At 34.0% G+C, this 13,020-nt stretch carries 14 protein-coding genes; 4 read left to right on the forward strand and 10 right to left on the reverse strand.

The features are described from left to right. Nucleotides 1-2: 2 nt before the first annotated feature. The 10 genes from GQR98_RS08405 to hemA form a co-directional block, all read right to left on the reverse strand. Nucleotides 3-776, reverse strand: a complete 774-nt coding sequence (locus GQR98_RS08405) for a hypothetical protein (RefSeq protein WP_159019122.1) — start codon at nt 774-776, stop codon at nt 3-5. Nucleotides 777-794: 18 nt separating this feature from the next. Beyond that, entirely contained in the window at nt 795-1,181 is a 387-nt protein-coding gene (locus tag GQR98_RS08410; protein WP_159019123.1) for a YchJ family protein, read from the reverse strand. 18 nt (nt 1,182-1,199) lie between these two features. Beyond that, on the reverse strand, nt 1,200-2,102 hold the full coding sequence (gene hemF / locus GQR98_RS08415) for an oxygen-dependent coproporphyrinogen oxidase (RefSeq protein ID WP_159019124.1): 903 nt from the start codon (nt 2,100-2,102) through the stop codon (nt 1,200-1,202). Between the two features lie 6 nt (nt 2,103-2,108). Then, nucleotides 2,109-2,654, reverse strand: a complete 546-nt coding sequence (locus GQR98_RS08420) for a GNAT family N-acetyltransferase (protein ID WP_159019125.1) — start codon at nt 2,652-2,654, stop codon at nt 2,109-2,111. After that, nucleotides 2,641-3,402 carry an EI24 domain-containing protein gene (locus tag GQR98_RS08425; protein WP_159019126.1) on the reverse strand — a complete coding sequence of 254 codons (762 nt, stop codon included), beginning with the start codon at nt 3,400-3,402 and terminating at the stop codon, nt 2,641-2,643. The genes GQR98_RS08420 and GQR98_RS08425 overlap by 14 nt, the downstream gene beginning before the upstream one ends. A 157-nt stretch (nt 3,403-3,559) precedes the next feature. Beyond that, on the reverse strand, nt 3,560-4,585 hold the full coding sequence (hemE, locus tag GQR98_RS08430) for a uroporphyrinogen decarboxylase (protein WP_159019127.1): 1,026 nt from the start codon (nt 4,583-4,585) through the stop codon (nt 3,560-3,562). A gap of 1 nt (nt 4,586) precedes the next feature. Continuing rightward, nucleotides 4,587-5,303 carry a potassium channel family protein gene (locus GQR98_RS08435; RefSeq protein WP_159019128.1) on the reverse strand — a complete coding sequence of 239 codons (717 nt, stop codon included), beginning with the start codon at nt 5,301-5,303 and terminating at the stop codon, nt 4,587-4,589. Between the two features lie 29 nt (nt 5,304-5,332). Continuing rightward, nucleotides 5,333-7,084, reverse strand: a complete 1,752-nt coding sequence (locus GQR98_RS08440) for a TrkH family potassium uptake protein (protein ID WP_159019129.1) — start codon at nt 7,082-7,084, stop codon at nt 5,333-5,335. 54 nt (nt 7,085-7,138) lie between these two features. Continuing rightward, nucleotides 7,139-8,713: a hydroxymethylbilane synthase gene (gene hemC, locus GQR98_RS08445; protein ID WP_159019130.1), complete on the reverse strand. Its 1,575-nt coding sequence runs from the start codon at nt 8,711-8,713 to the stop codon at nt 7,139-7,141. Then, complete coding sequence (gene hemA / locus GQR98_RS08450) at nt 8,706-9,968, reverse strand: glutamyl-tRNA reductase (protein ID WP_159019131.1); 1,263 nt, start codon at nt 9,966-9,968, stop codon at nt 8,706-8,708. Before hemA ends, hemC begins: the two co-directional genes overlap by 8 nt. Nucleotides 9,969-10,150: 182 nt before the next feature. Between hemA and GQR98_RS08455 the strand changes: the two genes are divergently transcribed. From GQR98_RS08455 to hemH, 4 genes are read left to right on the forward strand one after another with little or no spacing between them, the layout of a single operon-like run. Further along, nucleotides 10,151-11,059: a helix-turn-helix transcriptional regulator gene (locus GQR98_RS08455; protein ID WP_159019132.1), complete on the forward strand. Its 909-nt coding sequence runs from the start codon at nt 10,151-10,153 to the stop codon at nt 11,057-11,059. Nucleotides 11,060-11,110: 51 nt separating this feature from the next. Continuing rightward, a complete protein-coding gene (locus GQR98_RS18970) occupies nt 11,111-11,266 on the forward strand; it encodes a hypothetical protein (protein ID WP_199270281.1) in 156 nt (51 codons plus the stop codon). 11 nt (nt 11,267-11,277) lie between these two features. Next, nucleotides 11,278-11,982 carry a ThuA domain-containing protein gene (locus tag GQR98_RS08460; protein WP_159019133.1) on the forward strand — a complete coding sequence of 235 codons (705 nt, stop codon included), beginning with the start codon at nt 11,278-11,280 and terminating at the stop codon, nt 11,980-11,982. 5 nt (nt 11,983-11,987) lie between these two features. Beyond that, the gene (gene hemH / locus GQR98_RS08465; RefSeq protein WP_159019134.1) at nt 11,988-13,019 is read left to right on the forward strand and encodes a ferrochelatase; all 1,032 of its coding nucleotides are present in this window, start codon (nt 11,988-11,990) and stop codon (nt 13,017-13,019) included. Nucleotide 13,020: the final 1 nt, after the last annotated feature.

Genomic DNA, 13,020 nt, shown 5'->3' on the forward strand with positions numbered 1-13,020 from the left:
ACTTAGTCTAAATTTCTAATAAATTTATCGACATTAATATAAACATCATCTTCACCTTGCTGATCGAAAGGATTTTCTAAGTGTGATTGTATATTGTCTAAAGCGACTAAAATAACACTGAACATAATAGGAACAGCAAACTCTAAGCCGTAGTTATAACTAGTTACGTTGTGTGCAAAATGTGGTCCGTAGATAATTGGTAAAAGGACAATAAAAATATCACTATAAGTACGTAGTGTTCTTGGTGTTCTGTATTGGTAAATATGTTTGATGCGCTCGAATGAAATCATCATTTTGCTTAAAAACTGGTTAGAACGAGATGCTTCGCCAGAAGGTAAACCATGTGCACGCATACTTTTTATAAACTTAGAAAGATCTTCAAAGCTGGTATATACACCTTTTTCGTTTTCTTCTAGTTGTTCTTTAGGATTACTAAAAACATGCTTACATGAGTTTAAAAGGTTTCTCAGATTTTCTTTTAATTCATCTTTGAGTTCTTGGGGTGGATTTTCTACCCAGTCTGAAACTGCAAAAAACAACGCGCGACCATGAGCTTTTATCGAACCATATTCATCTAAAGCAACTTCACGACGTTTGTAAGCGCCACCAATAGAAAAAACAATTGGGAACACAATGGCAGTACCAATTAGGGTTAATGGGAAATCTGCTTTAATTTCAAAATGTAAACAAAACGCTGTGGAAGCAATAGATAAACCCGTGATCAAGAGTGTTTTAAAATTAATAATTAAAAACACGCGTTGAAATATTTTACTCATAATGTTGTAGTATGTTTTCTATTTACTTAGTCCTAAATACGACCAATGATTGTTTTCTCGTACAAAAGCCGATTTTTCGTGTATCATATCTACTTTTCCGTTTTCGAAAAAGTAAGCGTTAAATGTAACTGTACCTTTGGTATCGTTTTCTTGTCCTTCGGAAGTTTCTAGAACTTCTAATTTTATCCATTTTACAGATTTCGCCCAGTTTACTATCGCTTTTTTTTCTTTTATTGGGCGTGTAGATACGTGATGCGTAGCCATTAAATAATCGCCATTGGCTAAAACAAAAGCACTGTAGCGCGAGCGCATAAGTTGTTCGGCTGTTTTAGCTTCGGCAATATTATGGTGCGCTTTTTGGCAACAATCTGTATAAGGTTTTAAATTTCCGCAGTGGCAATTCATAGTAAAAACATCAATATTTTAAACCCAGTCAATCGGATTTTGTAAAACTTCAATTAGTTTTTCTTCTTCACTGCCAGCTTCTGGATGATGATCGTAAACCCATTGTACATGCGGAGGTAAGCTCATTAAAATACTTTCTATACGTCCGTTGGTTTTTAATCCAAAAAGGGTACCTTTATCATGTACTAAATTGAATTCTACATAACGCCCTCGACGAATTTCTTGCCAATTACGTTGGGCTTCGGTATATGGTAAATTTTTACGTTTTTCAACAATTGGCACATAAGCTTCTAAAAAACTATCGCCAACTTCGGTTACAAAATTGTACCAGTTTTCCATGCTCATGGTTTCGGTTTCTTTACAGTAATCGAAAAATAGACCGCCTAATCCACGACCTTCATTTCGGTGTGCATTGTAGAAATATTCATCGCAGCGTGCTTTGTATTTTGGGTAAAATTCTGGGTTGTGTTTATCGCAGGCTGTTTTACATGTTTGATGGAAATGTTTAGCATCTTCTTCAAATAAATAATAAGGCGTTAAATCTTGTCCGCCACCAAACCAACTACCTACAATCTCTCCAGTTTTATCATACATTTCAAAATAGCGCCAATTAGCATGCACGGTTGGTACCATTGGGTTTGTAGGGTGAAGTACCAAACTTAAACCACATGCAAAAAAATCGACATCGCCAACTTTAAAATAGTCTTGCATAGACTTTGGTAATTTGCCGTTTACACCTGAAATATTTACACCACCTTTTTCGAAAACATTTCCATGTTCTATTACTCGGGTGCGTCCGCCACCGCCTTCTGGACGTTTCCAAATATCTTCTTGAAAGGTTGCTTTACCATCAATAGCTTCTAGTTTAGAGGTGATACTATCTTGAAGGTTTTGAATATATTGGTAGAATTTGTTTTTCATTTTAAATTATTCCATTTCATAATACAACTCGTAAAGTTCCATATCTAGTGGGCTTTCGTTTGGAGGTGTATGTTCGTTTTTTAATGTTTTTATCCAAGTGAAGCTGTTATTCATTGCCACAGCAACACTTGCAAGATTGTCTTTATGTACTATAATTTGAAGCGTTTTTAAGCCTAAAGTTTCAAAAGCATAATCGGATAAAACTCCAACAGCTTTAGTTGTAATGCTTTTGCCTTCAAATTGATAGCCAATGCAGTAAGCGAATTCGGCTTGCTTGGTTGTCCAATCGAGTTCTTTTAGATAGATCAAACCTGCAATTTCGTTAGATCCATTTTCTTTTATGGTGAATAGAAACTCCTTTTTTAAATCAAATTGTTTCACCTTTTTATCGCTGAAGCATTGTGCTAAATCGGGTGTTAAATTTTGCTGTAACGTTTTAGGGAAATACCGTTTTAGGCGGTCGTCGTTTGCGGCCATAAAATTACATAATGGCCAAGCATCTGTTGCTTTTATAGCGTTAATGGTGAAGTTGTTAAAACTAAGCGTTACCATATGTTGTATTGTTTTTTAATTCTAATGCATGAACTGTTTTTGCAGTAGCTGCGGTTACCGATAAAGGTAGCACTAAAATAACACCAATAATTGGAATTAATAAAAATAGAATAAAAACAATACCATTACCAATAGCTAAACCACGATTATTACGTACAAATTGAACACTTTGTTTGTATTTAAAATGACGCTCTAAGGTGTAATCCATATTACCAAAACCTGCATAGTATGCTTGTAAAAGGAATAGGAGTATGGCTGAAAAAATATTTACAACAGGTATGAATTTTAAAATAAGTAACGGGATAGTTAATAGAAGTTCCATTAACAAATTTCGTCCATTTATTTTAATACCACGCATTAATTGTTCTAAAAACGTCGTGTCTCGGTGAGAATGTGGAGCGTTGCCTGTTAGGTGTGCTTCAATTTTTTCCGAAACAGGACTCATAAATGGCGCAGATAGAGCCATTATAATGTGTTTAAACAATATTAGACCTATAACTAGAATAACAAGCCCGCCAATAAAAGTACTGATAGAGGTGAAGGTTTCTTTGCCCCAATCCCAGATCCAAATTTTAGAGATGAAATTACCGACATTATCAGATAACCCATAAGCTGAACCGAATATAATGGTTGCTGTTACCACGCTAATTAGCATAGGTACTGCAAAGAATTTCCAGAGTTTGAGTTTTGATATTAAGCTGAAAGCACCGAAGTATGCTTTTATTCCTGAAATTATATTTTTAATCATGACGTTTATCTTGCGTTAGCGATTGAACGGTCTGTTTAAGCTCCCCGACCTTTTCGGGAGGGAGCGAGTAGTAAAAGCGCGACCTACTTTTTTTACAGCTATATGTATACTGTTTAGGTAAAATGTTACTAAAAAAGTAGGTAACGCCCAGGAAACTTTAAACTTTATATTCTTTCACTGCATCGATAAACGCGCGTGCATTTTCTATTGGGATGTTTGGTAAAATACCGTGCCCTAGGTTTACAATGTATTTGTCTTTACCAAATTCGTTAATCATTTGGTGTACCATTTTCTTGATTTCTGCTGGTGGCGAAAACAAGCGTGTTGGATCGAAATTCCCTTGAAGCGTGATGTTGCCTCCTGTTAAATAACGTGCGTTTCTAGCCGAACAAGTCCAATCGATACCAAGTGCAGAAGCACCAGAATTGGCCATTTCGTTTAGGGCAAACCAACATCCTTTACCGAAAGCGATAACTGGAGTTTCATCTTTTAAAGCATCAATAATTTGTTGGATATATTGCCAAGAAAACTCTTGGTAATCTACTGGTGAAAGCATGCCTCCCCAAGAATCGAAAACTTGTACAGCGTTAACACCGGCTTTCACTTTTTCTTTTAAGTAAGCGATAGTTGTGTCTGTAATTTTTTGCAATAAATTATGTGCGGCAACTGGATTTGTAAAACAAAATTCTTTGGCTTTATCGAAGTTTTTGCTGCCTTGGCCTTGTACGCAATAGCATAAAATGGTCCATGGAGATCCGGCAAAACCTATTAAAGGAATATCGTCGTTTAATTTTTCTTTTGTTGCTTTTATAGCTTGATAAACGTAGTCTAGAGCTACAGTAACATCTGGCACTATAACGTTGTCTACATCTTTTTGTGAACGAATTGGGTTTGGTAAATATGGGCCAAAATTGGGTTTCATTTGTACCTCGATGTTCATGGCTTGTGGTATTACCAAAATATCGCTAAATAAAATGGCAGCATCCATACCAAAACGGCGAATGGGTTGTACGGTAATTTCACTTGCTAATTCTGGAGTTTGGCAACGTGTAAAAAAATCGTACTTTGCTTTAATCTCCATGAATTCTGGTAAATATCTACCGGCTTGGCGCATCATCCAAACTGGAGGGCGCTCTACGGTTTCACCTTTTAATGCTCGTAAAAATAAATCGTTCTTTATCATGTTATATGTTTTTATTTCTTAAATCGTATTCTTCTTGTCCAATACAGTAATTTTCGATGTCTTTGTTGTTGCCATAAACAACTAAAACATCGTTTTCGAGTACTAAGGTTTCCGAAGTAACACGGCCAATACTTTCTTTTATTATTTGTTTTTTGCCTAAAATACTATGTTTTTCTCTTTCTCTAATTATGGTAATTAGTGTAAGCTGAAATTTGTTTGTTGTATCTAACTCTTTTAATGTTTTTCCGAAGAATGCTTTTTTTGCTTTTACTTCTGAAATGGTGAAATTATTATCTAATTGATAGTTTTCTAAGGTAGATTTAAAGTTTATTTGTTTTGTTAATCGTTTTGCTGAATCTTGTTCTGGATGAATAATGCTATGCACACCCATGGCTTCTAGAACAGTATCGTGAATAGGGGAAAGGGCACGACTAATAATTTTTACATCGGATAATTTTTTTACAATGGCCGTTGTAATTATAGCAGCGCCTTCGTTTTCACCAATGGCTACCACAACCTTATCTGCATCTTTTAAAGGTACGGCGTTGTAGGCAAGTTCGTTTGTGGAATCCATACAAATGGCATGAGAAACTTGATCTTTTAGCAGGTTAATTTTCTCCATTTGTTTGTCTATGGCAATAACTTCGTTGCCTGTTTCGGTAAGGCTTATTGCTAAGGCATGTCCGAAATTACCAAGTCCGATAACGATTATTTTCATTTTTAAAATTATTTGTTTTTGATCAACTTCTAGTTAATCAAAATATTTTCTTTTGGATACTCGTAAAACTGATGGTTTATTTGGCGTAATAAACCAATCATTAAGTTGAGCATACCTATACGACCAATAAACATGACTAAAATAATAACATATTTACTAGGTTCTGTTAAAGTTGGTGTAAAATTTAAACTTAAACCAACGGTGCTGTAAGCTGAAAAACATTCGAAAGCGACCGTTAATAAAGGTGTGTCTTTTGGCTCGAATATTAATAATGCCATTATAGAAAAACCAATAACGATAAGCGAGATACATAAAATAGCAAAGGCTCTCGATGTGGACTCTGATGAAATTCGTTTTCCAAAAATTTCAATACGGCTTTTTCCTCTAGCGACTGCAAATATATTCAATGTTGCCAATGCAAAGGTACTTGTTTTTATACCACCTCCGGTCGATGCTGGTGAAGCTCCAATCCACATTAAAAAGATAACGAACAGTAATGATGGTATAGTCATTTCACTGTAATCTATAACATTAAAACCTGCCGTTCTTGGACTTACCGAGCTAAATGCTGCATTGGTTAGTTTACCAATTAAAGTGGTGTGCTCTACCATGGTGTTATTGTATTCTGTTATAAAGAAAACAACCCAACCCACAAATAGTAAAATGGATGTAGTATAAATTACAATTTTGGTATTTAAAGTAATTATAGGCACACGTTTATGGATGGCTTTTTCTTGAAATAGCTCTAAACAAGAGATCTTTAATTTTTTATAGAAATTGAAAATAATATTGTGCCCCAAACCTCCAAAGATAATAAGCATCATTATTATCCATTGGAATCCGTAATTAAAACGAATGCTCTCCTCAAACAATCCTGATGGTAAAATGGAAAATCCTGCATTACAAAATGCCGAGATAGAATGGAAAACTGAAAAGAACAGTTTGTCTTTTATTACCTCATTATCGAGTACAGAAAAATATATAAATGCCATGCCTACAAGTTCTAATGCTACCGTAAATGTTACGACGTTTAGTGCAGCTCTAAATACATCTTTTAAACCTTCTTGAGCAATAAAATCTTTAGTGTTTAAGCCTTCTTTAAATGATGAGCTTCCTCTGAAAAAAAATGCGAAAAAAGAAGTAAACGTTAATATACCTAAACCACCTAATTGAATCAAAACAAGTATAATGGATTGACCAATAATAGTAAAATCTTGACTTGTATCTAAAACGGCTAAACCGGTTACACATACTGAGCTTGTTGCTGTAAAAAGCGCATTTGTGAAACTTATGCCGTTTGTTGTTGCACTTGGTAGCATTAATAAAAAAGCGCCTAAAATGGCTAGTATAAAAAAGCTGCCGACAAAAACAATTGCGGGATTAAAGTAGACCTCGTATATATAGCGTACAAAAACAAGTAGCCTTAATAGGAAATATAAAATAAGCCCGAGTTCGAGTATGGGTTTTATTTTCTGTAAAACAACATGATAATCGTTACCGCTGTGCACTAGCCAAACCACCAACGAACTTAAAAGTAAAATGGAGATAATGGCTATATTAACTATGGCTACACGCTTATTGTTTTTATACTTGTAAATAAAAAGTTTTACCGTATTAAATGCCAACAATAAAACGGATAGCGTAAGTAAGCCAAATACATGTGGTGACGTGTAATTATCTGCATGATCGTAGCCGAAATCGAAAACAATAAAAAATAATACGATAATATCGAAAAAGCGATACACGTAATTTAATAATGATTGTTTTTTTAATTTAGGCATTTTAAATGTACTGGTTTAAAAAGAAAACCTGTTTTTAAAATAAAATCTTAGGTATTAAATATAGTGCTCGTTTACTAACTCAATAACACTTTCTACCGTTGGTACTTTTGCTATACGTACATCATCAAAATGCTTTTTAGCTTCTGCTGCTGTAGTTTCCCCAATACAAAAAGCAATAACTTCTTTATTGTTTTTTTGAGTAAAACTCTCAACCGTAGAAGGGCTATAAAACATAACAGCTTCTACCGAGTCGTTAACTTTTACACCATCGTACTTGGTTTGATAAGCTTCAATTTCGTTAACTTTCAAGTTGTTTTCACTTAAAATAGTTGGTAAAGCATCTAATCTAATATCGCTACAGAAATAAGTTGCTTCTGTACCTTCCATGTATTCTACTAAGTATTCCGCTAGTTTTTTAGCGTTGTTTTCGGCATGTGCTACTTTTCCAATTTTATTTTCAACTAAACGTTTGGTTCTACGACCTACACAGTAAATATTTTTAAACTGTAATTCAATAGCTGAATAATTTGTAGTAAGTGATTCTACTGCGTTTTTGCTAGTAATTATTACGTTTTGTATTTCTTGTTTTAAAAATCTTGGGTGAATACGGTTTAAACTAATTTTAACCACATCTGTACTTTCAGATTTTACTTTTTCATGAAACAATAAACGTTGATCTTCTGTTAAAGATTTTGTAGAATATACATTCGTTTTTCTATCAGCATCTTTTATGCTATCCATTAAGCGTTTTCCGCCACGTTCAATAACAAAATCGGCACAATATTGAGCAACATCATTATGTTCGCCTAATTTTTTAACACGAGATACGTCGATACGTTTTGTTCCATCAGGACTTAGTAAAACACCTGTAAAGGTTATTTCTTCGTCTTTAATAAAGGCTAAAGCTCCAATAGGTGCTGTACATCCGCCTTCTAATTTATTTAAAAAATCGCGCTCTATGGTTGTGCAAATTTCAGTTTCTTCGTGATTTAATTCTGCACAAATAGCTCTTATGTTTTCGTCTTCTTCTAAAGCAGTAATCATAATTGCTCCTTGTGCTGGTGCAGGAACCATCCAATCTAAATTAATAGCATCTTCTGGTCTAATACCAATACGTCCAATACCGGCAGCTGCAAAAATAGCACCGTTCCAATCGCTGTTTTCGAGTTTTTCTAAGCGAGAATTTACATTACCACGTAAATCGGTAATAGTATGCGTTGGGAAACGATTTAACCATTGTGCACGTCTACGTAAACTCCCCGTTGCAATAACGGCGTCTTTAGATCCTAAAAATTCTTCATTGTCTTTAAAAACCAAAGTATCTTTTACATTACCACGTTTTAAAACGGCAGCTTGTACAATACCTTTAGGTAAAAGGGTAGGCACATCTTTTAAGGAGTGTACAGCAATATCGATATCGTTATTTAGCATAGCGATATCTAATGTTCTTGTAAAAATCCCGGTAATACCTAACTCGTAAAGAGGTTTGTCTAAAACTAAATCACCTGTAGATTTTACAGGAACTAATTGTGTTTTATGACCTAAATGTTCGAGTTGACTTTGCACTATTTTGGCTTGCCATAACGCTAATTCGCTATCGCGAGTACCAATTTTTATAATTTTAGACATTTTTTGTAGAAGGTTCTAATTGGAACACTTTTTTAATAAGTTCAAGACTTTCGTCTGTAGAAACGTCATCATCTTTTAAATGATGCGCAAAATGATTTGTAATTTTCTGAATGATATTGTTGCTGATTATTTCGGCTTGCGATTCGTTAAAATCGGATATTTTTTTACGTTGCGTATCTAATTCTGCCGTTGCAAAATCGTTCAGTTTATGTTTAAGAGCTTTAATAGTTGGCGCAAACTTTCTGGTTTCTAACCAACCGTTAAATTCTTCTTTTACTTCTTCTATAATCGCTTCCGCGGAAGGAATATGTTGCTTTCTAGCTTCTAGAGTTCTATCAGTAATTTGAGATAAATGATCTAAATGTACCAGTTTAACACCTTCTAGTTCTAATACGTTTTCGTCTACATTTTTAGGAATTGATAAATCTAAAATTAAAAGCGGTTTGTTGCTTTGTATAATATGTTTATCAATAGTAGGGCGTTGCGCTCCGGTAGCTACAATTAAAATATCCGAGTCGGTTATTTCTTCTTGTAAGTTAGAATAATCTTTAACTAATAAATTGAATTTTCCGGCTATTTGTTCAGCCTTCGTTTTCGTTCTATTTATTAAAGTGATATGTTCGTTTTTAGTATGTTTAACTAAGTTTTCGCAAGTGTTTCTACCAATTTTCCCTGTTCCGAAGAGTAGAATGTTTTTATTGGTAATATCTTCAACTTCATTAAAAATGTATTGTACCGAAGCAAAAGAAACCGAAGTGGCTCCAGATGAAATTTCAGTTTCATTTTTAATACGTTTGCTCGCTTGTATTACAGCATTTATTAATCTTTCAGAAAAAGGATTAAGTAATCCGTGTTTTCTTGAAAGTTTAGCGCTAATTTTTAATTGACTTATAATTTCGAAATCACCAAGAATTTGGCTGTCTAAACCAGAACCTACACGAAACATGTGCGATATAGCTTCCTTGTTTTTGTATATGTAAGCAACCTCTTGAAATTCTTCAACAGTACCACGTGTATTATCGCAAAGCAATTTAATAAGTTGAAAGGGATGTTGTGCAAAACCGTAAATTTCAGTTCTGTTACAAGTGGAAGTTACCACCAGACTTTCAATGTTATTTTCTTTGGCTTGATTTAAAAGTGCAAGTTTACCTTCTTCGCTTAGACTAAAATGTCCACGAATATCTGCATCGGCTTTTTTGTAACTTAAACCAATAGCATAAAAGTAATTACTTTTCGAAACGTTATACTTGTGCATGCGCTAATTAAAAATGTGTGGCAAAAATATACGGATGCCGACTTAAAAAGTAACGCTCAAAGAACTTTTAGTGTCGTTTGTGGTTTTTTAACGTTGTTTTTGCTCGAAATGTGATAAATATCATATTTTTGTAGCGATAGAGGATGATTTGGAGTGATTAATTTAGAACCAATCTAAATAAGATGAATAAAAATAACGCTGAAGACACCAGTAAAAGTAACGCTCAAAGGTCGTTTTTGGAGACAGAAGTTGGCGAGGGGTTTGTGGTTTTAATGTATAAAAATGATGAGAGCGAAACGCAAAACATTGTAAAAGATATACATAGCGACTTTATACAATTTCACTTTTGTGTAAAAGGTTCTAGCCAGTTTGTTTTTAACGAAGGGCGCTACACTTTAAATATTCTAGAAGAGAACTCTTTGCTGTTATATAACCCACAGCGCGATTTACCAATTAATCTTAAAATTGAACCAAACTCTTGGATGGTTTCTATATTGATTTCAATTAAGAAATTCCATGGTTTGTTTTCTCAAGAGGCTGGTTATATCACTTTTTTAAGTGATGATAATAAGGATAAAAAGTATTATAAAGATGGTGTTATTACGCCTTCTATGGCTATTGTTTTAAATCAGTTGATAAATTATAATCTCAACCTTTCAATAAAAAACTTATATTTCAAAGGTAAAGCGTATGAACTTTTAAGTTTGTATTTCAATAGGAATGAAGATGCCGATGTTGAGCAATGTCCGTTTTTGGTAGATGAAACTAATGTTATAAAAATTAGAAAAGCAAAAGATATTGTGATTTCTAGAATTGCAGAGCCGCCAAGTTTACAAGAACTTGCTGATGAAATAGGATTAAATATTAAAAAATTAAAAGAAGGCTTTAAGCAAATTTATGGCGATTCAGTTTTTAGCTTTTTATTCGACTATAAGATGGAAGTTGCTAGAAAGTTGTTAGAAGCCGGTAACGATAATGTAAATGAAGTTGGTTTAAAAGTAGGTTATAGCACATCGAGTCATTTTATAGCGGCTTTTAAAAAGAAATATGGCACCACACCAAAAAAATATGTGATGTCTTTAACAACGTAAATAATGGAAGTAATTATTTAAAAAGGGTTTCTTCTGAAAAAAAATATAAAAATGAAATATTTAACACCAGAAATTGCAGCTTTAGCGAAATTTGCAAACACGAAAACTTTAGCAAGGTCAAGTACATCTTGCGGAATTTTTCAAGATTGTGATTATACCGAAGCGCGACCTAAACTATACCACGAACAACTAAATAAAACCAAATAAAAGACAAACTAATGAGAATATTATTAATTACATTTTTAGCATTTTTTACAATAAGTACTTATGCTGCCGACAAGGTGCTAATTTTTTCAAAAACAGCGGGATTTAGACATAAATCTATTGAAACAGGTGTAAAAACTATTGAGGCTTTAGGCTTACAGAATAACTTTACAGTAACGCATACTGAAGATGCTGCAGTGTTTTTAGATAAGAAATTAAAAAAGTACGATTTAATTATTTTCTTAAATACCACAGGTGATGTTTTGAATACTGAGGAGGAACACGCTTTTAAAAAATATATTAATAAAGGCGGAAGTTTTTTAGGAATTCATGCGGCTACAGATACAGAGTTCGAGTGGGCTTGGTATGGTAAGTTGGTTGGTGCGTATTTTATAAGTCATCCAAAGCAAACGGAAGCCACAATGCATGTAAAAGATAACAAGCATGAGGCTACAAAACACTTACCTAGTCCTTGGACGCATTATGATGAGTGGTATAGTTTTAAAAATATTAATGAAGACTTGCATGTGTTATTAGAGCTAGATGAATCTAGTTACGAAGGTGGTGAAAATGGTGATTTTCATCCTATAGCTTGGTGTCAGGAATTCGATGGTGGAAAAATGTTTTACACCGGAATGGGGCATACTATAGAATCTTACTCAAATCCAGAATTTAAGCAACATCTTTTAGGTGGGATCTTATATTGTTTAGATAAATAAAATAAATGAAAAAAGGTATATTACTTGTCAATCTTGGTTCTCCGGAGAGTCCAGAACCAAAAGACGTTAAAAAGTATTTAGGTGAGTTTTTAATGGACGAGCGTGTTATAGATATTCCGTATATAGCAAGAGCAGCCTTAGTTAAAGGTATTATATTAAAAACGCGACCAAAAGCATCAGCCGCAGCGTATAAAAAAATTTGGTGGGAAGAAGGTTCTCCGCTTATTGTACTTTCAGAAAGACTTCAAAATAAAATTCAAAAAGAAGTAGAATATCCTGTTGCTTTGGCAATGCGTTATGGAAGCATGACTATTAAAAAAGGACTTCAGGAACTTGTTGATAAAGGTGTAGAAGAGGTTTTGCTTTTTCCGCTTTATCCACAATTTGCGATGGCAACGACTGAAACTATTACTGTTTTAGCAGAAGAGTTACGTCAGGAGTTTTTTCCTAGTTTAAAAATAGAATCGGTACCTGCGTTTTATAATAAGGCTGATTATATCGAAGTGCTTTCAAATTCAATTAAAAGACATTTAGAAGGTAAAAAATACGATCACGTTTTATTTTCATATCACGGTGTTCCTGAACGTCATATTAGAAAAAGTGATGTAACGCAGTCGCATTGCAAAATAGATAAAAGTTGTTGTGTAACGCCTAGTAAGGCACATGAGTATTGCTATAAACATCAATGTTTAGAAGTAACAAGGTTGGTAGGTGAAAGACTTCAGTTTAAAGAAGGTGCTTTTTCTACATCCTTTCAATCGCGTTTAGGTTTCGATCCATGGTTGCAACCATATACAGATAGAACGATTGAGCGCTTAGGTAAGAACGGCGTAGAAAATATGGCGATTATTACTCCAGCATTTGTTAGCGATTGTTTAGAGACTTTGGAAGAAATTGCAATGGAAGGTCAAGAAATTTTTCATGAAATGGGTGGTAAAGATTTTACAACTGTGCCGTGTTTAAATGATGACGATGAGTTTGTGGCTTTACTGTCTAAATGGATAAATACTTGGGCTGAGTCTAAAACCACTGCTTAAC

The organism is Algibacter sp. L3A6 (genome assembly GCF_009796825.1).
GTDB lineage: Bacteria > Bacteroidota > Bacteroidia > Flavobacteriales > Flavobacteriaceae > Algibacter.

Bases quoted from the DNA above. Each gene is read 5' to 3' on its own strand.
- GQR98_RS08405 (WP_159019122.1), bottom strand. From the start codon at position 776: ATGAGTAAAATATTTCAACGCGTGTTTTTAATTATTAATTTTAAAACA.
- GQR98_RS08410 (WP_159019123.1), bottom strand. From the start codon at position 1,181: ATGAATTGCCACTGCGGAAATTTAAAACCTTATACAGATTGTTGCCAA.
- hemF (WP_159019124.1), bottom strand. From the start codon at position 2,102: ATGAAAAACAAATTCTACCAATATATTCAAAACCTTCAAGATAGTATC.
- GQR98_RS08420 (WP_159019125.1), bottom strand. From the start codon at position 2,654: ATGGTAACGCTTAGTTTTAACAACTTCACCATTAACGCTATAAAAGCA.
- GQR98_RS08425 (WP_159019126.1), bottom strand. From the start codon at position 3,402: ATGATTAAAAATATAATTTCAGGAATAAAAGCATACTTCGGTGCTTTC.
- hemE (WP_159019127.1), bottom strand. From the start codon at position 4,585: ATGATAAAGAACGATTTATTTTTACGAGCATTAAAAGGTGAAACCGTA.
- GQR98_RS08435 (WP_159019128.1), bottom strand. From the start codon at position 5,303: ATGAAAATAATCGTTATCGGACTTGGTAATTTCGGACATGCCTTAGCA.
- GQR98_RS08440 (WP_159019129.1), bottom strand. From the start codon at position 7,084: ATGCCTAAATTAAAAAAACAATCATTATTAAATTACGTGTATCGCTTT.
- hemC (WP_159019130.1), bottom strand. From the start codon at position 8,713: ATGTCTAAAATTATAAAAATTGGTACTCGCGATAGCGAATTAGCGTTA.
- hemA (WP_159019131.1), bottom strand. From the start codon at position 9,968: ATGCACAAGTATAACGTTTCGAAAAGTAATTACTTTTATGCTATTGGT.
- GQR98_RS08455 (WP_159019132.1), top strand. From the start codon at position 10,151: ATGAATAAAAATAACGCTGAAGACACCAGTAAAAGTAACGCTCAAAGG.
- GQR98_RS18970 (WP_199270281.1), top strand. From the start codon at position 11,111: ATGAAATATTTAACACCAGAAATTGCAGCTTTAGCGAAATTTGCAAAC.
- GQR98_RS08460 (WP_159019133.1), top strand. From the start codon at position 11,278: ATGAGAATATTATTAATTACATTTTTAGCATTTTTTACAATAAGTACT.
- hemH (WP_159019134.1), top strand. From the start codon at position 11,988: ATGAAAAAAGGTATATTACTTGTCAATCTTGGTTCTCCGGAGAGTCCA.